Annotated in this window: 23 protein-coding genes and 1 pseudogene; 15 read left to right on the top strand and 9 right to left on the bottom strand. The window is 67.8% G+C overall.

The genetic code is table 11. The annotated features are described in order from the left end of the window. Positions 1-98 precede the first annotated feature (98 nt). A complete protein-coding gene (locus BN4348_RS53180; RefSeq protein WP_066916639.1) occupies positions 99-449 on the top strand; it encodes a WhiB family transcriptional regulator in 351 nt (116 codons plus the stop codon). Between the two features lie 460 nt (positions 450-909). Here the strand turns inward: BN4348_RS53180 and BN4348_RS53175 are convergent, their stop codons facing one another. Continuing rightward, complete coding sequence (locus tag BN4348_RS53175) at positions 910-2064, bottom strand: ArsA family ATPase (RefSeq protein ID WP_066916637.1); 1155 nt, start codon at positions 2062-2064, stop codon at positions 910-912. After that, on the bottom strand, positions 2061-3086 hold the full coding sequence (locus BN4348_RS53170; protein ID WP_066916635.1) for an ArsA-related P-loop ATPase: 1026 nt from the start codon (positions 3084-3086) through the stop codon (positions 2061-2063). The genes BN4348_RS53175 and BN4348_RS53170 overlap by 4 nt, the downstream gene beginning before the upstream one ends. A 74-nt stretch (positions 3087-3160) precedes the next feature. On the opposite strand from BN4348_RS53170, the gene BN4348_RS53165 reads away from it, so the two are divergent. The 3 genes from BN4348_RS53165 to BN4348_RS53155 are packed head-to-tail and all read left to right on the top strand — an operon-like array spanning position 3161 to position 4579. Then, positions 3161-3322, top strand: coding sequence for a DUF4177 domain-containing protein (locus tag BN4348_RS53165; RefSeq protein WP_007166633.1), 162 nt, complete (start codon positions 3161-3163; stop codon positions 3320-3322). 2 nt (positions 3323-3324) lie between these two features. After that, a complete protein-coding gene (locus tag BN4348_RS53160; protein ID WP_066916632.1) occupies positions 3325-3780 on the top strand; it encodes a RidA family protein in 456 nt (151 codons plus the stop codon). 4 nt (positions 3781-3784) lie between these two features. Beyond that, the gene (locus BN4348_RS53155) at positions 3785-4579 is read left to right on the top strand and encodes an MBL fold metallo-hydrolase (RefSeq protein ID WP_066916630.1); all 795 of its coding nucleotides are present in this window, start codon (positions 3785-3787) and stop codon (positions 4577-4579) included. A 60-nt stretch (positions 4580-4639) separates the two neighbouring features. On the opposite strand, the gene crp is transcribed toward BN4348_RS53155, so the two are convergent. Together crp and BN4348_RS53145 are read right to left on the bottom strand one after the other, a co-directional pair. Next, positions 4640-5314 carry a cAMP-activated global transcriptional regulator CRP gene (gene crp / locus BN4348_RS53150; RefSeq protein WP_036465140.1) on the bottom strand — a complete coding sequence of 225 codons (675 nt, stop codon included), beginning with the start codon at positions 5312-5314 and terminating at the stop codon, positions 4640-4642. Positions 5315-5412: 98 nt separating this feature from the next. After that, the gene (locus tag BN4348_RS53145; protein WP_066916628.1) at positions 5413-5796 is read right to left on the bottom strand and encodes a hypothetical protein; all 384 of its coding nucleotides are present in this window, start codon (positions 5794-5796) and stop codon (positions 5413-5415) included. A gap of 173 nt (positions 5797-5969) precedes the next feature. Between BN4348_RS53145 and nth the strand changes: the two genes are divergently transcribed. Genes nth through marP form a run of 4 tightly spaced genes read left to right on the top strand, consistent with a single transcriptional unit; the run spans position 5970 to position 9365 of the window. Beyond that, complete coding sequence (gene nth, locus BN4348_RS53140) at positions 5970-6650, top strand: endonuclease III (protein ID WP_066916625.1); 681 nt, start codon at positions 5970-5972, stop codon at positions 6648-6650. 17 nt (positions 6651-6667) lie between these two features. Next, positions 6668-7321: a TlpA disulfide reductase family protein gene (locus BN4348_RS53135; protein WP_066916623.1), complete on the top strand. Its 654-nt coding sequence runs from the start codon at positions 6668-6670 to the stop codon at positions 7319-7321. Positions 7322-7338: 17 nt separating this feature from the next. Further along, the gene (locus tag BN4348_RS53130; protein ID WP_066916621.1) at positions 7339-8160 is read left to right on the top strand and encodes an NUDIX hydrolase; all 822 of its coding nucleotides are present in this window, start codon (positions 7339-7341) and stop codon (positions 8158-8160) included. Between the two features lie 11 nt (positions 8161-8171). Further along, positions 8172-9365: an acid resistance serine protease MarP gene (gene marP, locus BN4348_RS53125; protein ID WP_096866318.1), complete on the top strand. Its 1194-nt coding sequence runs from the start codon at positions 8172-8174 to the stop codon at positions 9363-9365. Positions 9366-9372: 7 nt separating this feature from the next. Here the strand turns inward: marP and BN4348_RS53120 are convergent, their stop codons facing one another. Together BN4348_RS53120 and BN4348_RS53115 are read right to left on the bottom strand one after the other, a co-directional pair. Next, the gene (locus BN4348_RS53120; RefSeq protein WP_066916617.1) at positions 9373-10335 is read right to left on the bottom strand and encodes an alpha/beta fold hydrolase; all 963 of its coding nucleotides are present in this window, start codon (positions 10333-10335) and stop codon (positions 9373-9375) included. Then, entirely contained in the window at positions 10336-10866 is a 531-nt protein-coding gene (locus BN4348_RS53115; RefSeq protein ID WP_066916615.1) for a phage holin family protein, read from the bottom strand. Between the two features lie 259 nt (positions 10867-11125). Here BN4348_RS53115 and BN4348_RS53110 point away from each other — a divergent pair, with 259 nt between their 5' ends. Further along, on the top strand, positions 11126-11821 hold the full coding sequence (locus BN4348_RS53110) for a chymotrypsin family serine protease (protein WP_096866209.1): 696 nt from the start codon (positions 11126-11128) through the stop codon (positions 11819-11821). Between the two features lie 6 nt (positions 11822-11827). Here BN4348_RS53110 and acs read toward each other — a convergent pair whose 3' ends face one another. Then, positions 11828-13777 (bottom strand): acetate--CoA ligase, encoded by a 1950-nt coding sequence (gene acs, locus BN4348_RS53105; protein WP_066916611.1) that lies wholly within the window; start codon positions 13775-13777, stop codon positions 11828-11830. Between the two features lie 249 nt (positions 13778-14026). Between acs and BN4348_RS53100 the strand changes: the two genes are divergently transcribed. Further along, positions 14027-14491: a DUF4232 domain-containing protein gene (locus BN4348_RS53100; protein ID WP_066916682.1), complete on the top strand. Its 465-nt coding sequence runs from the start codon at positions 14027-14029 to the stop codon at positions 14489-14491. A gap of 11 nt (positions 14492-14502) precedes the next feature. On the opposite strand, the gene BN4348_RS53095 is transcribed toward BN4348_RS53100, so the two are convergent. Further along, complete coding sequence (locus BN4348_RS53095) at positions 14503-15126, bottom strand: hypothetical protein (RefSeq protein WP_142308756.1); 624 nt, start codon at positions 15124-15126, stop codon at positions 14503-14505. Between the two features lie 99 nt (positions 15127-15225). Here BN4348_RS53095 and BN4348_RS53090 point away from each other — a divergent pair, with 99 nt between their 5' ends. The 5 genes and pseudogenes from BN4348_RS53090 to BN4348_RS53070 form a co-directional block, all read left to right on the top strand. Next, a complete protein-coding gene (locus BN4348_RS53090; RefSeq protein WP_066916607.1) occupies positions 15226-16845 on the top strand; it encodes a peptide ABC transporter substrate-binding protein in 1620 nt (539 codons plus the stop codon). A 1-nt stretch (position 16846) separates the two neighbouring features. Then, the gene (locus BN4348_RS53085) at positions 16847-17773 is read left to right on the top strand and encodes an ABC transporter permease (protein ID WP_066916605.1); all 927 of its coding nucleotides are present in this window, start codon (positions 16847-16849) and stop codon (positions 17771-17773) included. Beyond that, a complete protein-coding gene (locus BN4348_RS53080) occupies positions 17766-18641 on the top strand; it encodes an ABC transporter permease (RefSeq protein ID WP_066916603.1) in 876 nt (291 codons plus the stop codon). Before BN4348_RS53085 ends, BN4348_RS53080 begins: the two co-directional genes overlap by 8 nt. Further along, positions 18638-20251, top strand: a complete 1614-nt coding sequence (locus BN4348_RS53075) for a dipeptide ABC transporter ATP-binding protein (protein WP_066916601.1) — start codon at positions 18638-18640, stop codon at positions 20249-20251. Before BN4348_RS53080 ends, BN4348_RS53075 begins: the two co-directional genes overlap by 4 nt. A gap of 160 nt (positions 20252-20411) precedes the next feature. Continuing rightward, positions 20412-20639 (top strand): annotated as a pseudogene (locus tag BN4348_RS53070) (oxidoreductase); the annotation flags it as partial. 431 nt (positions 20640-21070) lie between these two features. On the opposite strand, the gene BN4348_RS53060 reads toward BN4348_RS53070, so the two are convergent. Further along, positions 21071-21928: an HAD-IB family hydrolase gene (locus tag BN4348_RS53060; RefSeq protein WP_066916599.1), complete on the bottom strand. Its 858-nt coding sequence runs from the start codon at positions 21926-21928 to the stop codon at positions 21071-21073. Positions 21929-22342 lie beyond the last annotated feature (414 nt).

Raw genomic sequence — 22342 nt, 5'->3', positions numbered from 1 at the left:
AGATAACACCGAACTGCATGGTGTGGCGTAGATCGCAAGCAGGGTCTGCACCTGAGGAGGGCGGCCGCGACGAGCGGTCGGAAGGAAGGGAACAGCTCGTGTCAGGTTCACGGCCGGCCGCGCGTAGAACAAACAATGCGGCTGCACAGGGGGTTCTGCGCAGTGTCGATGCCGAAGACCGGATCGCCTGGGTCTCAAGAGCGTTGTGTCGGACCACTGACCCCGATGAACTGTTTGTCCGGGGCGCCGCCCAGCGTAAGGCGGCGGTGATCTGCCGGCATTGCCCGGTAATGCAGGAGTGCGGGGCGGACGCGTTGGACAACAAGGTCGAGTTCGGAGTCTGGGGCGGCATGACCGAGCGCCAGCGGAGGGCTCTGCTCAAGCAGCACCCGGAGGTCATCTCCTGGTCGGACTTCTTCGAAAAGCGCCGCGGCCGCTCCGCCGGCTGACTCGATCGATTATTACGGCGCCGTTTCGCCACCGGCGGGGGAACCCGTCCAATGGTTTTGAAAATATCGGTTTTCATAATTACGTCATTGTTACGTCTCTAGTCGGCCGACCCGGCTGCACCATGTCTAATAGCGGGCTGACGTGTGTTGAATACGAGCTGGCTTGTGCCCAATAGGAATTCGACAGCAACGAAAGCGGGCTTTCCGGATAAGACTGGCTCGTGTCAAATAATGCGCAACGGGCACTTACTGGCGTGTGACAAATAGGATCAGCCACTCAGCGGATCGTCGCCGCCAATTGCCGAGCGTGAAGTGTGCGTAGCATTTTCGGCGTGTTCCGGCGTGAATTCACGCTCGGCAGCACGGGCCGTCCGGTTCTCCCCCGCAAGCGGGTGGTGACCCCACAGCGCCCGGCGGGGCGGGCCGCCTCCTCGCCGGCGGGGTTCGGATTCGCCGCTCCTCAGCGCCCCGCGGGGCGGGCCGCCTCGTCGCCGGCGGCGGTGATCTGGTCGGCGAGAGCGCGCAGCGCATCCAGGTCCGAAACGTCGAAGGGCAGCGACGGGACCCCGATGACCGGCACGTGCGGGTGGGCCCCGGTGAACCGGGAAAGCAGCCTGACCTCGCGTTTGGCGGTTTGCGCGCGGTCGGAGTGAATCCGCAGCACCGCGGCCGCCAGCGCGGCGGCCTCGGAGTCCAAGGCGTCCAACGTCTCGGTTCCGTCGATCGCCCGTTCGGCCGGCAGGGAACACAGTGTCGGGTGAGTGCGGTTCAAGACGAGCCCGGCCAGCGGCATGGCTTCCTGCGACAGTCGGTCGACGAAGAAGGCGGCCTCGCGCAGCGCGTCCGGCTCGGCGGCGGACACCACCACAAACTGAGTGCCGCGCCTTTTCAGCAGCGCGTAGGTGCGGTCGGCTTTCTCACGGAAGCCGCCGAAGGTGGCATCTAGCGACTGCACGAATGCGGCGGCGTCGCCCAGCATCTGCGAGCCGAGCACCGTCGACAGCGCCTTCATCGCCAAACCCATTGCGCCGGTGACCAATCGGCCGATGCCTCGTCCGGGCGCGAGCAGCAGCCGCCACAATCGGCTGTCCATGAAGCTGCCCAGTCGCTTGGGCGCATCCAAGAAGTCGAGCGCGTTGCGCGACGGGGGAGTGTCCACCACCACCAGGTCCCAGCGGTCCTGGCCCAACAGTTGGCCGAGCTTTTCCATCGCCATGTACTCTTGCGTGCCGGCCAGCGAGGTCGCGACGGTCTGATAGAACTGGTTGTCCAAGATCGCTTGTGCGCGACCGGATCCCGAGTACTGGACCACCATTTCGTCGAACGTGCGGCGCATGTCGAGCATCATTGCGTGCAGCTCGCCGGACACCTCGGGCGCCAGCGGCACCCGCTGCGGTGTGTTGCCGAGGTCGTTGACCCCGAGCGCTTGCGCCAGCCGCTTGGCCGGGTCGATCGTCAAAACGCAGACGGTGCGACCGTATTCGGCCGCGCGCAGCGCCATGGCCGCCGCGGTGGTGGTCTTGCCGACGCCGCCGGCCCCGCAGCACACGACCACCCGGTTGGCCCTGTCGGCCAGGATTGCTGCCATATCAAGGGCTGTCGGTGCGGTACTCATCGAACTCCCTGCTGCGCAAGCGATTCGGAAAGCTCATACAGGCTGCCGAGGTCGACTCCGTCGGAGATGGCCGGCAGTTCCAGCCGCGGCACCTTCAAGGCGTCGAGTTGCTGTGCGGTCTCGGCCCGCGCGGTGATCCGGGTCGCGTGCTCGATGGTTTCGGTCAGCAGGCCGGCGAAGTCGGTGTCGTTGAGCTTGATTCCGGCCATCTCCAGGCCGGCCCGCACCGAGTCCGCGTCCACGTCCCCTTCGGCCGCCTTGGCCAGGTCGCGCGGCTCCAGGAAGGAAGGGATGTTGCGGTTCACGATCACACTGCCGATCGGCAGCTCCATCTCGGCAAGCTCCTCGATGGCTTCCAGCGTCTCCTGCACGGGCAGCGCTTCGAGCAGTGTGACCAGATGGATGGCCGTCGCCTCCGAATGCAGCAGCTTCACCACACCCTCGGCCTGCGAGAAAACGGGCCCGCCCTTGGCCAGGTCCTTCACCGCCTTTGTGACATCGAGGAAGCGGGCGATCCGGCCCGTCGGCGGCGCGTCGACGACGACCGCGTCGTAGACAGGGGTCTTGGACCCCTTGTTGAGGCGCACCACCGACTCCTTGATCTTGCCGGTGAGCAGCACGTCGCGCAGGCCCGGCGCGATCGTCGTCGCGAACTCGATGGCGCCGATGCGGCGCATCGCGCGGCCCGCGATGCCCAGGTTGTAGAACATGTCCAGGTATTCCAGGAACGCGGCCTCGATGTCGATCGCCAGCGCGTTGACCTCGCCGCCCCGCTCGGCTGTGGCGATCTTGAGTTCCTGATAGGGCAGGGGCGGCACGTCGAAAAGTTGCGCAATCCCTTGGCGCCCTTCGACTTCGACGAGCAGGACCTTGCGGCCTCCCGCCGCCAGCGTCAGTGCCAGCGCGGCCGCTACCGTCGACTTACCCGTCCCGCCTTTGCCGGTCACGAAATGCAAGCGGGCCTTCGACAGGCGCGATGGCCAGCCGACCGAACTGCCGCCGCTAGGAATGGATGCCACCATCGCATGCTAGCCCGACCGCCGCACGGCGCTTGGGCAGGCCAGAGCCGTTGAACGCCGACCGATAAGCTCGCGTCATGAGCCAACCCACCGCATGGGAATACGTCACGGTCCCACTGCTCACGCACGCGACCAAACAGATCCTCGACCAGTGGGGGGCCGACGGCTGGGAGCTGGTGTCCGTACTGCCCGGGCCCACCGGCGAGCAGCACGTCGCGTATTTGAAGCGCCCCAAATAGAGATGAGTGCTTCCGCCCGGCTGGAGCGGCTCGGGGTCGCGCTCCCGGAGGTGGCTGCGCCGCTGGCCTCGTACGTACCCGCGGTACGAACCGGCAACCTGGTCTACACCTCGGGTCAGCTGCCGATTCAGTCCGGACAGCTGGCGGGGACCGGCAAGGTCGGCGCCGAGGTCAGCCCCGAACAGGGCAGGGCGATGGCGCGGATCTGCGCCTTGAACGCGCTCGCGGCTGTGAATTCGCTGGTGGGCGTCGACGCCGTCACCCGGGTGGTCAAGGTGGTCGGGTTCGTCGCCTCGGCTCCGGGTTTCAACGGCCAGCCAGGAGTCGTCAACGGCGCATCGGAGCTGCTCGCCGAGGTGTTCGGCGACGCGGGGGCGCACGCGCGTTCGGCGGTCGGCGTATCCGAGCTGCCGCTGGACGCGCCGGTGGAAGTGGAGCTGATCGTGGAGGTTGGCTGAGGCCGTGACCGAGGTTGCCGAGTCACTGACCCACCCCGCATACGGCAGGTTGCGGGCGGTCACCGACACCGTCTCGGTCCTGTTGGCCGACAACCCCGGCCTGCTGACGCTGGAGGGCACCAACACCTGGGTGCTGCGCGGCCCCGGCAGCGACGAGATGGTCGTCGTGGATCCCGGGCCGGAGGACGACGAGCACATCGAACGGGTCGCCGCCGCCGGTCGCATCTCCCTGGTGCTGATCAGTCACCGGCACGGCGACCACACCGACGGCATCGACAAGCTGGTCGAACGCACCGGTGCCACCGTCCGGTCGGCGGGCAGCGGGTTTCTGCGCGGCCTCGGCGGTGAGCTCGTCGATGGGGAAGTGATCGATGCGGCCGGCCTGAAGATCAAGGTGATGGCGACGCCCGGCCACACCGCCGACTCGCTGTCGTTCGTCCTGGACGACGCCGTGCTCACGGCGGACACCGTGCTGGGCCGCGGCACCACCGTCATCGACAAGGAGGACGGCAGCCTGGCCGACTACCTGGAATCGCTGCGGCGGCTACGCGGCCTGGGCCCGCGCAGGGTGCTGCCCGGGCACGGGCCGGATTTGCCGAATCTGGAAGCCGTCGCCGCCGGTTACCTGACGCACCGGCACGAACGTCTGGAGCAGGTGCGCGCGGCGCTGCGGGACCTCGGCGAGGATGCCACCACGCGCCAGGTCGTCGAACACGTCTACGTCGACGTCGACGAGAAACTCTGGGACGCGGCCGAGTGGTCGGTGCAGGCGCAACTGGCCTACCTGCGTCGAGACTGAAATTCTGCAGGAAAGTGCGGGTAGGGGCCTGCAAAATTACAGGCGCGGCGCGCAACGCGACTACCGGGCGCGCCTGGCCAGCCGTTCGGAATCCGAAATCAGCACACTCTTGCCCTCCAGCCGGATCCAGCCGCGGTGGGCGAAATCGGCCAGGGCCTTGTTCACCGTCTCCCGGGACGCGCCCACCAGCTGGGCGATCTCCTCCTGCGTCAGGTCGTGGGTGACCCGCATCGCGCCGCCCTCCTGGGTGCCGAAGCGCTGGGCCAGCTGCAGCAGCTGCTTGGCCACCCGGCCGGGCACGTCGGTGAAGATGAGGTCGGCCAGGTTGTTGTTGGTCCGGCGCAGTCGCCGGGCCAGCACCCGCAGCAGCTGTTCCGCGATCTCGGGCCGGTCGGCGATCCAGGCCCGCAGCGCGTCGCGGTCCATCGACACCGCCCGCACCTCCGTGATGGTGGTGGCGCTGGAAGTCCGTGGGCCCGGGTCAAAGATCGACAGTTCACCGAACATGTCCGACGGGCCCATGATCGTCAGCAGATTTTCCCGGCCATCGGGCGAACGCCGCCCGATTTTGACCTTCCCCGAGACGATGATGTACAGGCGATCCCCGGGCTCCCCCTCGGCGAAAACCGTGTGCCCGCGCGGGAAGTCGACGGGTTGCAATTGCTTGGTCAGCGCGGTGACCGCGCCGGGCTCAACCCCTTGGAAGATTCCTGCTCTTGCCAGGATCTCGTCCACCGTTGCCTCTTCAGCTTTCCGATTATGTGTACGGGCAGGCCGACCCTGCTCGTGTGACGTAAGTCTAGAGGTAAGCCAATTGTGTCCAACGTGCCACGCTACACACGATTGACGTGTCGAGCCCCCCCAAATTGCGGATTGACATGCGAATGGGCCCCCACTCGCGTCGGCAATCCGGGCTCGTCGCGGCCGCCGAAGGCGATGGCAAACTCGGGCGCGGCGTGGCGGGGGCCGGCCGACGGCGACTCGGCCAGCCGCAGCGCCTGGCGCCTATGCAGGTACTCCAGCGCCTCGGGCATGCCCTCCCGGGCCAGCGTGTGCACATCGACGGCCTCCGCATGGTCGAGGAAATCGTCGACATCGTTCGTCGTGACGGTGTCGTGGGCGAGGTCGGATTCCAGCCGCCCCAGACCGAGCGCCACGAGCATTAGCAGCCCGGGAACGCACGCCACCAGCAACCATGACACAAGGAGAGTAAACATGGCTTAGGTCTCAGCCAGATCACGAAATCAGTACTCTGTCGTAGGTGACAGCGGCGAAGGCATCCGGGCGCTCGAAGTCAACGCCGGCCACGCAAGACGGTGCCGTCAACGGCCGGCGCAGGGCGCCGGAAAGCCCCGAGAGCCGGGTCGGCCTGGTACGCCGAGCCCGGAGGATGAATCGCGCACTGGCGCAAGCGTTTCCCGACGCGCACTGCGAGCTGGATTTCACGACGCCGCTGGAGCTGACGGTGGCCACCATCCTGTCGGCGCAGAGCACCGACAAACGGGTCAACCTGACGACGCCCGCGCTGTTCAAGCGTTACCGCTCGGCGCTGGACTATGCGCAGGCCGACCGGGACGAACTCGAGAATCTCATCCGTCCCACCGGCTTCTTTCGCAACAAGGCCGCCTCCCTCATCGGCCTGGGGCAGGCCCTGGTCGAACGGTTCGACGGCGACGTGCCGTCGACCATGGCCGACCTGGTCACCCTGCCGGGCGTGGGGCGCAAAACCGCCAACGTGATCCTGGGGAACGCCTTCGGCATCCCGGGGATCACCGTCGACACCCATTTCTCGCGGCTGGTGCAGAGGTGGCGCTGGACGGCCGAAAAGGACCCGGTGAAGATCGAGCACGCGGTCGGGGAACTGATCGAACGCCGGGAGTGGACCATGTTGAGCCACCGGGTGATCTTCCACGGCCGCCGGGTGTGCCACGCCCGCAAACCGGCGTGCGGCGCGTGCATCCTCGCCAAGGACTGCCCCTCGTTCGGCCTCGGGCCAACGGAACCGCTGCTGGCCGCGCCCCTCGTGCAGGGGCCGGAGACTGAGCACTTGCTGGCCCTGGTGGGGCTCTAATACCGGGGCCGGAGACCTTGACGCGGACGACCCGATGGACCATCGCGATCCTGGTGGTGGTGGCGGCGTTGGTGGTGGCCCTGGTGGCGCAGCTGCACGACAGTTCCCCGCAAGCGGGCGGTCCCCCCGCCGCGCCGAATCAATCGCCGGCCCCCCGGGAACACCGCGACGCCGACACCCCGGCCGCGCTGGCGGGTCCCCGGCAGCGCGCGAACCTGCCGCCGTGTCCGGCGGCCGGCGCCGGCCCCGGCCCTGAGGCGCTGCGCGGCATCACCGTGGAGTGCGCCGCCGACGGTTCGGTGGTCGACGTCGGCCGCGCGTTGGCCGGACACCGGGTGGTGCTCAACCTGTGGGCCTATTGGTGCGGGCCCTGCGCCGACGAACTTCCCGCGATGGCCGAGTACCAGCGGCGGGTCGGGCCGAACGTGATGGTCGTGACCGTGCACCAGGACGAGAACGAGACGGCCGCATTACTGCGGTTGGCGGAGTTGGGTGTTCGCCTCCCGACCCTGCAGGACGGTCGTCGTCGGGTCGCGGCTGCGCTGCGTGTGGTAAATGTGATGCCTGCGACGGTCGTCCTCCGGCCGGACGGTAGCGTGGCCCAAGTGCTGCCGCGGCCTTTTGCCAATGCCGACGAGATCGCGGCTGCCGTCGGAAACGACGCGGGTTGAGGCCGAGGGAGGTGCCGGTGAGCGCTGGGGGTACGCCCCCGCCTAACGGGGACGCAACCCACGGGCGGGCGCCGGTTCCGCTCAGGCCCGACGTGTCACCGTCCTGGCTGCGTCCGCTGGTCGACAACGTGGGTCAGATTCCCGAGGCGTACCGGCATCGGCTGCCGGCCGGCGTGCTGGCGATGGTGACCGCGGCCAAGGCCGCATCATCGATGGCATCGTTACTCGGTGACGACCGCGAGGCAGCCGTCCTGGTGTTGTTTTCGGGCCCGGAGTCCGGCCCGGCCGGCGGCGGATTGCCCGACGATGCCGATTTGTTGCTGACCGTGCGGGCCTCGACGCTGCGCCACCACGCCGGCCAGGCGGCCTTTCCCGGCGGCGCTTCCGATCCCACCGACGAAGGTCCGGTCGCCACCGCCCTGCGCGAGGCGCGCGAGGAAACCGGGATCGACGCGAGCCGGCTGCACCCGCTGGCCACCATGGAACGCACGTTCATCGCCCCGTCGCGGTTCCACGTCGTCCCCGTGCTCGCCTATTCGCCCGATCCGGGGCCGGTGGCCGTCGTCGACGAGACTGAAACGGCCATCGTGTCGCGAGTTCCGGTGCGCGCCTTCATAAATCCGGACAACCGGCTGATGGTGTACCGCGGAAATCTCGGCCGCCGTTGGGCCGGGCCGGCGTTTCTGTTGAACCAGATGCTGGTGTGGGGATTCACCGGCCAGGTGATCTCCGCGATGCTCGACGTCGCCGGCTGGGCCCAGCCCTGGGACACGACCGACATCCGCGAGTTGGACGAGGCGATGGTGCTGGTCGGCGACGAGGGCGGGTCCCGCCGATGAACATGAACTCGATGACGCCGTCGCAGTGGCTGGACATCGCGGTCCTGTCGGTCGCCTTCATCGCGGCCATCTCGGGCTGGCGTTCGGGCGCGCTGGGCTCCCTGCTGTCGTTCGTCGGTGTGCTGCTGGGTGCCATCGCGGGCGTGCTGCTGGCGCCCCACATCGTCAGCCACATCGCCGCGCCCCGCGCCAAACTGTTCACCGCGCTGTTTTTGATACTCGCACTGGTCGTCGTCGGCGAGGTTGCGGGCGTGGTACTGGGCCGTGCCGTTCGGGGCGCAATCCGCAGCCGCACAATACGATTGATCGACTCCGTCATCGGGGTGGGCGTTCAGCTTGTCGTGGTGCTGACCGCGGCATGGCTGTTGGCGACGCCGCTGACACAGTCCAAGGACCAGCCCGAGCTAGCCTCCGCGGTCAAGGGCTCCCGGGTCCTCGCCCAGGTCAATGAGCTGGCACCGCCCTGGCTGAAGACGGTGCCCAAGCGGCTCTCGGCGCTGCTGAACACCTCCGGGCTGCCCGCGGTGCTCGAGCCGTTCAGCCGCACCCCGGTGATTCCGGTCGCCTCACCGGACCCCGCCCTGGCCAACAACCCGGTGGTGACGAGCACCGCGCCCAGCGTCGTCAAGGTGCGCAGCCTGGCGCCGAGCTGCCAAAAAGTGTTGGAGGGCAGCGGATTCGTGATAGCCCCCGACCGGGTGATGACCAATGCGCACGTGGTGGCGGGGTCCAACAGCGTCCAGATCTACGCCAGCGGCAATCCCCTTGACGCCACCGTGGTGTCCTATGACCCGTCGGTCGACATCGCGATCCTCGCCGTCCCGAACCTGCCGCCTCCGCCGTTGGCCTTCGCCCAGGGTGAGGCGAAGAGCGGGGAAAGCGTTGTGGTGCTCGGTTATCCGGGCGGCGGCAACTTCACTGCAACCCCGGCCCGGATTCGCGAGGCCATCAGGCTCAGCGGCCCCGACATCTATCGGGATCCGGCGCCGGTCACCCGTGACGTCTACACCATCAGAGCCAGTGTGGAGCAGGGCAATTCGGGTGGACCGTTGATCGACCTCAACGGTCACGTGCTCGGGGTGGTGTTCGGCGCGGCCGTCGACGACCCCGACACGGGGTTCGTGTTGACGGCCGACGAGGTGGCCTCTCAGCTTTCCAAGATCGGTGACACTCAGCAGGTGGCCACCGGCTCGTGTGTCAGCTGATGCGGGCTCAGTGCACCTGCTCGAGGAATTTCATCAGGTGCCGGTTGATTTCCTCGGGCGCCTCTTCGTGGCTGAAATGCCCTGCGCCAGTGATGGATAGATAACGGCCCTGGGGCGCGTAGCGCTGGGTGTGATCGACCGGGTGGGCCAGTATGTAGGGGTCGGCGTCACCGCGCAGGTGCAGCAACGGCATACCGAGCTGTTGGCTCATCGACCGCATGAATCGCCGGCCTTCGCCGCGTAGCTGGCTGCGCACCGCCCAGCGCTGATACTCCAGCGCGCAGTGCGCGGCGCCGGGGATCTGGATTGCGGTCCGCAGGTAACCGACAGACTGTGAAAAATCCTCGGAGGCAATCCATTTGGGGCAGCTGCGGCTTCGAATCAAGCGTTCGATCTCCGCCGCGTTGTCCCGGGTCAGGAGGCGTTCCGGCCAGAGGGGCACCTGGTAGGCCAGCAACGTCGGCAGCAGCGCGTAACCCTGATCGCGGCGCGTCAGCGTGGACCGCCGCAGCGCCGCCGGGTGCGGCGAGCTGATCAGCGCGATGGCGCGCACCAGCCGCGAATGCAGCAGCGCGGTCGCCCAGCAGGCCAGGCCGCCGTCTGCGTGGCCCACCAGGGTCGCTGACGAGTGTCCGAGCGCGCGGATGAGCCCGGCCATGTCACCGGCGAGCGTCCAGCCGTCGTAACCGCGGGGCGGCTTGTCGCTGCCGCCGTAGCCACGCAGGTCGACCGCGACCACTCGCGCCCCGGTCAGCCCGCGCAGCTGATGGCGCCAGGACCACCAGAACGATCCGAAACCGTGCAGCAGCATCACCAGCGGCCGCGCCGTGGCCGGCTCTAAGGGCGGAACCGCCGGATCCTGTCCGTCCGGCAGGGCTTCGACGACGTGGAATCGGATGCCGTTGGCGTGCACGTCCAGGTGGCGCCACGGCCCGTCGATGCGGGTGACCGACGGATCTGGTGCCGGCATCTACCAACCCGAGGGATCCGTGGGTTTTTCGTGCCGGCCGCCGGAGGATTCGGGAAGCGGCTTGGCCTCGGTGGCGGCCTTGTCATGGCCGGGCGTGAGCGCGCTGCGGGTCTCCTTGACCGACTCGATCGTTTCCCGCGGCCCCCGGATGCGGCGGACCTTCAGGAAGCCCAGCAGCCCCAGCACGGCCCCGACCACCACCATGATTCCGAACACGATCAAGTAAGCCACCCAGCGCCACAGCCAGGTGTCGAGGAGTTCGGCGATGAAAAAGAAGAAAAAGAAGGTGGAGTAAAACAGCACCACCAGCGCGGCGATGAAGTAGACGCTGCCCGTCAGGCCCTTCTTGACGTCCCGGGTGATCTCCGAGCGCGCCAGTTCGACCTCGGCGCGCACCAGCGTGGAGACCTGGGCCGAGGCGTCTTTGATCAGGTCACCGATCGACGGCTCGGCGGGTCTGGCGTGCGGGTCGGCCAACGGAATCGTGGTCAGTGTGCTGGGCACACCGTTGTTGCGATCGTCTTTGCTCACAGACCCGTCCTCTCGGTTCTCTCGTCGCGGTTTATGTTGCCATGCGGTGCCGGGCCAGACGAGGGCAGCTGAAGGCCGAGGGTGCGGCTTCCGGACAGCGAATCCGGCGACGGGAAGGTAAAGTGAGCGATCCCCTTGAGCGGGAAAGGAATAAGGGAAGCGGCTTAGCTACCACATCGACCCCGGCGAACCGCACACCTAAGCCGACTAGACTTACCGGGCCACTGGGGATGCCCGACCGCTCGATGGGAGTGTTGCGTTGCAGACGGCCTACCGTTGCTACAGGGCGGCGATGGTGGCCGTGCTGGTGTCCTTCCTAGCCGTGCCCGCCCATGCGGGAGCCGATGACAGGGTCCCGATGGGTGGTGGTGCCGGCATCGTCATCAACGGGGACACGATGTGCACCCTGACCACGATCGGCACCGATGCGGCCGGCGACATGATCGGCTTCACCTCCGCACACTGCGGCGGCCCGGGCGCGCAGGTCGCCGCCGAGGCCGCGCAGAACAGGGGCACTTTGGGCGTCATGGTCGCGGGCAACGACGTCCTCGACTACGCGGTGATCAAATTCGATCCGGCCAAGGTGGCGCCGGTGGCCAACTACAACGGGTTTGTGATCAGCGGCATCGGACCGGATCCGGCCTTCGGCCAGATCGCCTGTAAGCAGGGCCGCACGACCGGCAACTCGTGCGGTGTCACCTGGGGGCCGGGCCAGGACCCGGGCACCATCGTCATGCAGGTGTGTGGCCAGCCGGGTGACTCCGGCGCGCCGGTGACGGTCAACAACCTGCTGGTCGGAATGATCCACGGAGCGTTCAGCGACAACCTGCCGACGTGCATCATCAAGTACATCCCGCTGCACACCCCGGCGGTGGTGATGTCGATCAACGCCGACCTCGCCGACATCAACGCAAAGCACCGGCCCGGCGCGGGATTCGTGCCGCTGCCGGCCTGACGGCCCCTACTTCCCGGCCTTGATCGCGTCGAAGACGCCGGGATCCAGCAGCGTCGACGTGTCACCCAACTCCCGGTTCTCGGCGACGTCGCGCAACAGCCTGCGCATGATCTTGCCGCTGCGGGTCTTGGGCAATTCCGGCACGACGTGGACCTCGCGCGGCTTGGCGATGGGCGAGATCTCCCGCGCCACCTCCACGCGCAGCTCGTCGACGATCCCGTCGTGCACCTCGAAGTCGGCGCACAGGACGACGAACGCGCAGATCGCCTGGCCGGTGGTTTCGTCCGTCATGCCGACCACGGCCGCCTCGGCCACCGCGATGTGGCCGACCAGCGCGGACTCCACCTCGGCGGTCGAGAGCCGATGGCCCGACACATTCATGACGTCGTCGATGCGACCGACCACCCAGATGACGCCGTCGGAGTCGTAATAGGCGCTGTCGCCGGCGAAATACCAGCCCTGCTCGGCGAACCGGGACCAGTAGGTCTCGACGTACCGGTCCGGATCGCCCCAGATGCCGCGCAGCATCGACGGCCACGGCTGGTCCAGGACCAGATAGCCGCTGACGTGCTCTCCCTTGGCATTGGCCGGTGGGATCTGATCGCCGTGGTCGTCGACGATCTTTGCCGAGATGCCCGGCAGCGGCCGCATCGCCGAACCCGGTTTGGCCGCGGCCACCCCGGGCAGCGGCGTGATCATCGCGGAACCCGTTTCGGTCTGCCACCACGTGTCGACGATCGGGAGGCGCTCGGCGCCGATCACCTTGCGGTACCAGCGCCACGCCTCCGGGTTGATCGGCTCACCGACCGACCCGAGCAGCCGCAGGCTGGACAGGTCGTGCGCGTCGGGGATCTCGCGTCCCCACTTCATGAACGTGCGGATGAGGGTGGGAGCGGTGTAATAGATTGTCACGCCGTACTTTTCGATGATCTCGAAATGCCGGTGCTGGGTGGGGGAGTCGGGCGTGCCCTCGTAGAGGACCTCGGTGACGCCGTTGGACAGCGGACCGTAGACACCGTAGGTGTGTCCGGTCACCCAGCCGATGTCGGCGGTGCACCAGAAGACGTCGGTTTCGGGCTTGATGTCGAAGACGTAGTAGTGCGTGTAGGAGCACTGAGTGAGGTAGCCGCCGCTGGTGTGGACGATGCCCTTCGGCTTGCCGGTGGTGCCGGAGGTGTACAGCAGGAACAGCGGCTGCTCGGCGTCGAACGGCTGCGGGGTGTGTTCGGGCGACGCGGTGTCGACGACGTCATGCCACCACAGGTCGCGGTCGTCGTTCCAGGACACGTCAATCCCGGTGCGCCGCACCACCAGAACGCGCTCGACGGGACCGTCGGATTCGGCGACAGCCTCGTCGGCCGCGTCCTTCAGCGGCGCGGGCTTGCCGCGGCGGAACTGGCCGTCGCTGGTGATCAGCAGCTTGGCCTGGGCGTCGGCGATCCGCGCGCGCAGCGCTTTGGCGGTGAACCCGGCGAACACGACGCTGTGCATGATGCCCAGGCGCGCGCAGGCCAGCATCGCTATCACGGCCTCGGGGATCAACGGCAGGTAGATCGCGACGCGGTCGCCGGCGACCAGACCGAGGTCGGTCAGCGCGTTGGCCGCCTTGCACACCTCGGCCTGCAGATCGGAATAGGTGAGGCTGCGGCTGTCGCCGGGTTCGCCCTCCCAGTGGATGGCGACCCGATCCCCGAGGCCGGCCTCCACATGGCGGTCGACGCAGTTGTAGGCGACGTTGAGCTTGCCGTCGGCGAACCACTTGGCGAACGGCGCCTGCGACCAGTCCAGCACCTCGGTGAACGGCGTCGACCACGACAGCCGCTCGGCCTGCTTGGCCCAAAACGCCAGCCGGTCCTGCTCGGCCTCGCGGTACAGCTCCTCACCCGCGTTGGCCTGCTCGACGAACTGCGCCGACGGTGGATACGACGGCGGGCCCTCGGTGTGGGTGGCGGTCACTGGTCTCCTCCTGATGTCGAGGCGCGTCAACCGTCAGTGAGCCTAGACCGTCGAGGTGAAAAGCCGCTCGCCAATCCGGGGTCAAATGCGCCCCCCGGGCGGATAATCACCGGTGTGCCGGAACCGCACGGGCGGCGCCTCCGCCGCCGACTCCATGGTGGCGACCCGCCACGCCCGGCCACGCCGCGCTCGCGATCGCCACGGGCCGCCAGCTTTGCCGTGGCCGCAACGGGTTACGTGGCCACCACCCTGCTGGGGCCACCCGCGTGGGCCGAACCGGCCGACATTGTCGACCAGCCGGCACCATGCTGGTCGGACCAGGTCGCCGTCAGCGCGTCCCCGACGCAGGGCGCCGCGGGCCACCGCGGGCTGACGCTGATGTTCACCCTCGCCGGCGGCGCGGACCCCTGCACGCTTACCGGTTATCCGGGGGTCGACTCGGGCGCGGGTGGCCCGCCCATCCATGCTCAGCCCACGCCGCGCGGTTACCTGGGCGGCCTGCCGGCCGGCGTCGATGCGCCGCCGAGCGTCACCCTGTCGCTGTCGACGCAGGGGCACGCGATCGTCGAGGGCTTGGGCTTCGACGGCGACGGCAACGCATGCCCGACCTACACCGAGCTGGCCGTCACCCCGCCCGACATCATCCAGGTGTTCACCGTGCCCGCCACCATCGATGCGTGCCGACTGGAGGTCCACCCCGTCATCGCGGGCTGATGGTGCACTGGTCAGGCACCGGTTGGTGCCAGGCAGTAGACGCGCGGCGGAGCGGGGTAGGCGATGGATCTGTCCCCTGGCCGGCATCGCGTTGTGTCCGTGCTGCCGTCGATGCGCTGCACGACTCTGGTCTGCATGGGCTGGGGCTTGCTGCAGTCGCCCAGTGTCATCGTCAAGGCCTCGGCGCCGTTGGCCAGCTGGTAGCACCGGCCCTGCTTGAGATTGAGCGCAAAGCACATAATCGTGTAGTTATCGGTGTATCGGTCGTAAATGGAGCGGTCCCGTTTGCCGTCCGGACAGCTTGCCGAGGGAGCGCCCCTGAAGGCGAGTTCATAGGTATTCGCCGGGTTGGCGCAGGAGTTTTCCGGGTTTGAACCGAAACGCGTTGCGAAAAAGGTAGTTTGGTCGACGCACTGACCGACCCGCATGGATTTGTCGGTGTCGAACGGGCTCGGGTAGTACGCCGTCACGAGACTTCCGGCGAGTCCCAGCCCACCCACGTTCAGCAGTACGACACCGATGATGATCAGCGGTGTGGCCGATATTCCGGTTCGGCGCTGCCGAGCCCGTTTGCGTGCGCGCAGTCCGGTGATCAGACAGACCGATCCAACAGCGCCAACGCCGAACAACGCCACCAGATATCCGAACTGAACAGCGAGTTCGTGCGACGTCACGGCGCCATCCTAGCCGCGGCGACTCGTTGCGGCTCTTCGCCATCGCCTAGGGTCGCTGGCATGCGTCCGATGCGGGCCGCGCTGGCCGTCCTTGCCGCCGGGACCCTGGCGGCCGGGTCGCTGTCCGGCTGCGGCGGCGGCGTGCTGAGCCCCGATCTGGTACTGGTCAACGGCGGGGAACCGCCCTACCCGCTGGTGCCGACCAGCACCAACGACAGCAACGGCGGGCGGGGCATCGACCGGCTGTTCGCCGGCCTGGTGTCCTACGACGCCGCCGGACACCCCGCAAACGAGGTGGCTCAGTCGATCGAGACCACCGACAATGTCAACTACCGCGTCGTCCTCAAACCCGGCTGGAGGTTCACCGACGGGTCGCCGGTGACGGCCCACTCGTTCGTCGACGCGTGGAACTACGGGGCCCTGAGTACCAATGCTCAACTGCAGCAAAGCTTTTTCAGCCCGATCGACGGCTTCGACGAGGTCGCCGGCGGCGAGGCCAAGCGAAGCACCATGTCCGGGCTGCGGGTCGTCAACGATCTCGAGTTCAGCGTGCGACTCAAGGCGCCGACTATCGACTTCGTGTTGCGGTTGGGCCACAGCGCGTTCTATCCCCTGCCCACCGCCGCGTTTCGCGACATGGCCGCGTTCGGCCGCAACCCTTTTGGTGACGGTCCGTACCGGCTCGCCGACAGCCCCGACGGGCCGGCCTGGGAGCACAATGTCAAGATCGACCTGCGGCCCAACCCGGACTATCACGGCAACCGCAGACCGCACAACAAGGGGTTGCGGTTCGAGTTCTACGCCAACCTCGACACCGCCTACGCCGACCTGCTCTCGGGCAATCTCGATGTGCTGGACACGATTCCGCCTAGCGCGCTGCCGGTCTACAAGCGCGATCTGGGCGCCGGCAACGTCGCCAGCGGCCCGGTGGCGGTCAAGCACAGCCTCGACACCCCGCTGCGGCTGCCGCACTTCGGCGGCGAGGAAGGCCGGCTGCGCAGGCTGGCGCTGTCGGCCGCCGTCAACCGTGAGCAGATCTGTCAGCGGATCTTCATGGGCACCCGCACCCCGTCGCGCGATTTCACCGCGCGGTCGTTGCCGGGTTTCGAGCCGAACCTGCCGGGCAACGACGTCCTGAATTTCGATCCCGATCGGGCGCGGCAACTCTGGGCGCAAGCCAACGCCGTCTCGGCGTGGGGCGGTCAGTATGCCATCGCCTACAACGCCGACGCCGGAAACCAGGAATGGGTGGACGCGGTGGCCAACAGCGTCAAGAACGTGCTGGGCATTGACGCGGTCGGCGCTCCGCAGCCGACCTTCGCCGGCTTTCGCACCGAGATCACCAACCACACCATCGCGACCGCCTTTCGCGCCGCGTGGCAGGGGGACTACCCGTCCATGATCGAGTTCCTCGCCCCGTTGTTCGCCACCGGTGCGGGCTCCAACGACGTCGGCTACGCCAACCCCGAATTCGACGCGGCGCTGGCGGCCGCCGAGGCCGCGCCCACGATCGAGCGGTCGAATGCCCTGGCCAACGCCGCGCAGCGAATCCTGTTCCACGACATGCCCGTTGTCCCGCTGTGGGACAACATCGGCGTGGTGGGCTGGTCGACGGAGGTCAAGAACGTCACGGTCACCTGGAACGGGCTGCCCGACTACGAGAACATCGTGAAGGGCTGAGATGGGTTGGTACATCGCCCGGCGGATCGCCGTCATGGTGCCGGTGTTCCTCGGCGCCACGCTGCTGATCTACGGCATGGTCTTCCTGCTGCCCGGCGACCCGGTCGCGGCGATGGCCGGGGACCGGCCCCTGACACCCGCGGTGGCCGCGGCGCTGCGAGCCCGCTGCCACCTCGACGATCCGTTCATCCTGCAGTACCTGCGCTATCTGGGTGGCATCCTGCACGGCGATCTGGGGCGCTCCTACTCCGGGCTGCCGGTCAGTGCCGTTCTGGCCCATGCCTTTCCGGTCACCGTGCGGCTGGCGCTGATCGCGGTGGCGGTGGAAACGGTGTTCGGGATCGGCTTCGGCGTGGTGGCGGGCCTGCGCGAGGGCGGCCTCTTCGATTCCACGGTGCTGATCGCCGGCCTCGTCATCATCGCCGTCCCGATATTCGTCCTGGGCTTTGTCGCGCAATTCGTGTTCGGTGTCCGGCTGGGAATCGCGCCCGTGACCGTGGGCGAGAGGGCGACCTTCGCGCGGTTGCTGCTGCCCGGGATCGTCCTGGGTGCAGTGTCATTCGCGTACGTGGTCCGGCTGACCCGGTCCGCGGTGGCCGCCAACGCGCACGCCGACTACGTGCGTACCGCGACCGCCAAGGGGCTCTCGCAGCGGCGGGTGGTGACTGTGCACATCCTGCGGAACTCGCTGATCCCCGTGGTGACGTTCCTCGGCGCCGACCTCGGGTCGCTGATGGGCGGGGCCATCGTGACCGAGGGCATCTTCAACATCCACGGCGTCGGCGGCGTCTTGTACCAGGCGGTCACCAGGCAGGAGGCGCCGACCGTCGTCTCGATAGTCACGGTGCTGGTGGTCATCTATCTGGTCGCCAACCTGGCGGTGGACCTGCTGTACGCCGCTCTGGATCCCCGGATCCGCTATGACTGAGCACATCACCGTCCGTCACGGCTTCTGGCGTGATACCTGGCGCAAGCTGCGCCGGCGTCCGAAGTTCGTCGTCGCCGCCACGCTGATCGCGCTGATCGTCGCCGTCGCGTTGTTCCCCGCGCTGTTCACCGGAATCGACCCCAGCTACGCCGATCCAAGCCAGAGCCTGCTTCCGCCGTCGGCCGCGCATTGGTTCGGCACCGATCTGCAGGGCCACGACATCTACGCGCGAACCGTGTACGGGGCGCGGGCCTCGCTGACGGTCGGGCTCGGGGCCACCCTGCTCGTGTTCGTCGTCGGCGGCGCGCTGGGCGCGCTGGCCGGCTTCTACGGGGGCTGGATCGACGCCGTCGTCTCGCGCATCACCGACGTGTTTTTCGGCTTGCCCCTGCTGCTGGCCGCCATCGTGATCATGGGCGTCATGCACCACCGCCGGGTGTGGACCGTGGTCGCCATCCTTGCGCTGTTCGGCTGGCCGCAGGTGGCCAGGGTAGCCCGCGGTGCGGTGCTCGAGGTGCGGGCCAGCGATTACGTGGTCGCGGCGAAAGCCCTGGGGCTGACCAACTTCCAGAGCCTGATTCGGCATGTGCTGCCCAACGCGCTGGGCCCGGTCTTCGCGGTGTGCACCCTGGCCTTCGGCGTGTTCATCGTCACCGAGGCGTCGCTGTCCTACCTCGGCGTCGGCCTGCCGGCGGCGGTGGTGTCCTGGGGCGGCGATATCAACCTGGCGCAGAGCCGGCTGCGGTCGGGCTCGCCCATCCTGTTCTATCCGGCCGGTGCGCTGGCGATTACGGTGCTCGCGTTCATGATGATGGGTGACGCCCTGCGCGATTCCCTGGACCCCGGCTCGCGGGCACGGCGCGCATGAGCACCCCCGAGGCGCCGCTGCTGTCGGTCGAGGGCCTGGAAGTCAGGTTCGCCGGCCACCCGCCCGCAGTGTGCGGCGTGGACCTGACGGTGCGGCGCGGCCAGACCGTCGCGGTGGTCGGTGAGTCGGGATCGGGAAAATCCACGACGGCCGCCGCCATCCTCGGGTTGCTGCCGCCCGGCGGGCGAATCTGTGCCGGCCGCATCGTTTTCGACGGGCGCGACATCGCCGGCGCGGACCGCCGGCTGCTGCGGTCGATCAGGGGGCGCGCCATCGGCTATGTCCCCCAGGATCCGATGACCAACCTCAACCCGGTCTGGAAGGTCGGGTTTCAGATCCGGGAAGCGTTGCGGGCCAACACCGATACCCGCGACGCGCGACGACGCGCGCTCGAGCTGCTCGCCGAGGCGGGCATGCCGGATCCGGTCCAGCAGGCCGCCCGGTATCCGCATCAGCTTTCGGGCGGCATGTGCCAACGCGCGCTGATCGCCATCGGCCTGGCCGGGCGGCCGAAGCTGCTCATCGCCGACGAGCCGACCTCCGCGCTCGACGTCACCGTGCAACGGCAGGTGCTGGACCATCTGCAGCGGCTCACGGCCGAACTCGGCACCGCGCTGCTGCTGATCACCCACGACTTGGCGCTGGCCGCCGAACGGGCCGAGTCCGTGGTCGTCGTCCATCGCGGTATGGTGGTGGAATCCGGTGCGGTGCAAGAAATTCTGCGGCAGCCGCAACACGAATACACCCAACGATTGGTGGCCGCCGCCCCGTCGCTGACGCCGAATCCAGCCCGGCCCCGGGCGCGTACGCCGAACGCGCCGTCCGACGACATTCTTGTCGTCTCCAAGCTGACGAAGGTCTACCGCGAGTCGCGTGGGGCGCCTTGGCGCCGCGCCGAATTCCGCGCCGTCGACGACGTGTCGTTTCGGCTGCGCCGGGCGAGCACGTTGGCGATCGCGGGAGAGTCGGGGTCGGGAAAGTCGACGCTGGCGCGGATGGTGCTGGGTCTGCTGTCACCCACCTCGGGCACCGTGTTCTTCGATGGGACGCCCATCGACCACACGCTGGACCGCGAGCAGGTGTTGGCGTTTCGCCGACGTGTGCAGCCGGTGTTCCAGAACCCTTACAGCAGTTTGGATCCCATGTATTCGGTTTTCAGGGCCGTCGAGGAGCCGTTGCGGATCCATCGGGTGGGCGACCGCAGGCAGCGCGAGCGCGCCGTGCGAGAGCTCGTCGACCATGTGGCGCTGCCGTCCTCGGTGCTGGGGCGGCTGCCGCGCGAACTGTCGGGCGGCCAACGGCAACGGGTCGCGATCGCTCGGGCGCTGGCGCTGCGGCCCGACGTCCTGGTGTGTGACGAGGCCGTCTCGGCGCTCGACGTGCTGGTGCAGGCGCAGATACTGGACCTGCTGGCCGACCTGCAGGCCGAACTGGGTCTGACGTACCTGTTCATCAGCCATGACCTCGCGGTGATCCGGCAGATCGCCGACGACGTCCTGGTGATGCGCGCCGGCCGGGTGGTGGAACAGGCGCCCACCGAGGAGCTGTTCACCCGGCCCGCCGACGAGTACACGCGGCGGTTGCTGGATTCCATTCCCAGGCCGTCCTGAGGCCAGCCCGAGGCCGTCGGCGTCGCCCCGATAGGTTGGCAAGCTGTGACGGCTGACCCGCTGGCCCCGCTGATGGAACTCCCGGGCGTAGCCGAGGCCAGCGACCGAGCCCGCGACGCGCTGGGTCGCGCCCACCGCCACCCGGCCAACCTGCGGCGNCCGGGCGGTGTCGCGGCTGGTGACGATCGCCAGCGGGCTGGACCCCCACGGATTGGGTGTGCCCGAGGTGAGTTGGATGCGACAGCCGGCGGACTACCGCGACGCCGCACGCGGGTTCGCCGAAGGCACTCCGGAAGGTGTCGGCGCCTGGCTCGTGCTGTGTTGCCGGGCGCTGCAGGCCGGTGCGCAGGAGGCTTTGGCGATCGCCGAATCGCTGCCGAATCGGTAGCCGACGCGCCGCAGAACCGGCGGCAAGGAATTTGTTTCGCAAATGTAAAGCGGGCGACGTCCCGAATTATTCGGTCCGCCGCCCGCTAGCACGGAACTCGGTTACCAAGCGTGCATTTCTGGGCTGCGTGGGTTGGCCTCGGCGATCTTGCGACGCTTCCGGCTGCAACCCCACCCAAAGGGCCGTCGATGCCATCCACTTTTCGCAATTACGCAGGCCCGCAACACTTCTGCCATTATCGCGGCTATGACTCCGCGTGGGTGCCGGGTTCCGTGCTGGGCGCCCGACTCGGGAGAACGATCCTTCTCTTCCGGATCGACCTAGGCCTCACCGGGCTTCCGTGGTTCCTTTGTACTACTAGACCCGAACCACATCAAGGCCTAATTGCGAAGCAAAAATGTATTGCGCAAATGGCATGTTTGCTGCTACGCCTAAAAGGCGTAGCGGCGCAGCAATGAGTACGTGACCGCGCCGGCGGCGAGCGCGGTGACGCCCACCGCGGCGGTGGTCGCGATCGCGGCGCCCGACGGTGCCGGAAGCCGGTCGCGCAGCGACACCGGGCGGGAAAACATCAACACGGGCCAACCCCGCTCGACCGCTTCCTTGCGCAAACCGCGGTCCGGATTGACCACGCTCGGGTGGCCGACGATCTCGAGCATCGGCAGGTCGGTGATCGAGTCGGAGTAGGCGTAGCAGTGTTCGAGCGGGTAGCCCTCGCGCGCGGCCAGCTCGCGGATCGCTTGCACCTTGCCTTCGCCGTAGCAGTAGAACGCGATCTCGCCGGTGTACTTGCCGTCCTCGACGACCATCCGGGTCGCCATCGCGTGCGTGGCACCGAGCGCACGGGCGATGGGCGCCACGATTTCCTCGCCGGACGCCGAGACCACGACGACGTCGCGGCCGCACAGTTTGTGGGCGGCGATGAGGTCCGCGGCTTCCGCGAACACCAGCGGGGTCACGATGTCGTGCAGCGCCTCGTTGACGATCGACTTGACTTGTTCCACGTCCCAACCCGCGACCATGTTCGTCATGTGAATGCGCATCCGGTCCATCTGGTCATGATCGGCGCCGGAGAGCAGATAGATGAACTGGGCGTAACTGGACTTGAGCACGGCGCGGCGGTTGAGCAGTCCCTGGTTGAAGAAGGGTTTGCTGAAGGCCAGCGTGCTGGACTTGGCGATGATGGTCTTGTCCAGGTCGAAGAAGGCGGCAGTGCGGGCGTGCGGACCGGTAGTTGCAGCTGTTTCCGGTGAGGTTTGCTGCCGTGCGGCCGAGTCGGATACGGTCACCGACCCAGCATAGGTCGGTGCTCCGACGGCGCCGCGGAGTTAGGCCAAAAACGGCCGCTCATCGCCACCAAAAGAACATACCGCCGGTATTTTTGCGGCTCAACGCACCTTTCGCCAGAACAACTACTTGCGTTAGTGCGGACTGTCATGTGTATAGTAAGCATTACTCGGCCTGAGCCGAGGGTGCATCAGCCCGACCCCCCGGGGCTGATACACGACGACCCTCGCCTCCTCCCCCCCTGGCGGGGGTCGTCCCTTTTCTGGGGTAAGTTTTCCGGCCCGGCTGGGCGTCACCGCACCGGCTGCCGCGCGTTGCGGGAAACGCGCCCCCGCGCCCGCCGGCGAGCTTCGCGGCGGGGCCTTTGTACACACTCACGTCTCTATCCACAAATCCGGCTTTGGGACTGGTGTGCC

The organism is Mycobacterium interjectum (genome assembly GCF_900078675.2).
Lineage (GTDB): Bacteria > Actinomycetota > Actinomycetes > Mycobacteriales > Mycobacteriaceae > Mycobacterium > Mycobacterium interjectum.
The sequence above is the reverse complement of the archived record's forward strand: the minus strand, read 5'-3'. Positions and strand labels throughout refer to the sequence as shown.

Coding starts and splice junctions, on each gene's coding strand:
- BN4348_RS53175 (WP_066916637.1), bottom strand. CDS start 2,064: ATGAGTACCGCACCGACAGCCCTTGATATGGCAGCAATCCTGGCCGAC.
- BN4348_RS53170 (WP_066916635.1), bottom strand. CDS start 3,086: ATGGTGGCATCCATTCCTAGCGGCGGCAGTTCGGTCGGCTGGCCATCG.
- BN4348_RS53165 (WP_007166633.1), top strand. CDS start 3,161: ATGAGCCAACCCACCGCATGGGAATACGTCACGGTCCCACTGCTCACG.
- BN4348_RS53160 (WP_066916632.1), top strand. CDS start 3,325: ATGAGTGCTTCCGCCCGGCTGGAGCGGCTCGGGGTCGCGCTCCCGGAG.
- BN4348_RS53145 (WP_066916628.1), bottom strand. CDS start 5,796: ATGTTTACTCTCCTTGTGTCATGGTTGCTGGTGGCGTGCGTTCCCGGG.
- nth (WP_066916625.1), top strand. CDS start 5,970: ATGAATCGCGCACTGGCGCAAGCGTTTCCCGACGCGCACTGCGAGCTG.
- marP (WP_096866318.1), top strand. CDS start 8,172: ATGACGCCGTCGCAGTGGCTGGACATCGCGGTCCTGTCGGTCGCCTTC.
- BN4348_RS53120 (WP_066916617.1), bottom strand. CDS start 10,335: ATGCCGGCACCAGATCCGTCGGTCACCCGCATCGACGGGCCGTGGCGC.
- BN4348_RS53090 (WP_066916607.1), top strand. CDS start 15,226: ATGCGTCCGATGCGGGCCGCGCTGGCCGTCCTTGCCGCCGGGACCCTG.
- BN4348_RS53085 (WP_066916605.1), top strand. CDS start 16,847: ATGGGTTGGTACATCGCCCGGCGGATCGCCGTCATGGTGCCGGTGTTC.
- BN4348_RS53080 (WP_066916603.1), top strand. CDS start 17,766: ATGACTGAGCACATCACCGTCCGTCACGGCTTCTGGCGTGATACCTGG.
- BN4348_RS53075 (WP_066916601.1), top strand. CDS start 18,638: ATGAGCACCCCCGAGGCGCCGCTGCTGTCGGTCGAGGGCCTGGAAGTC.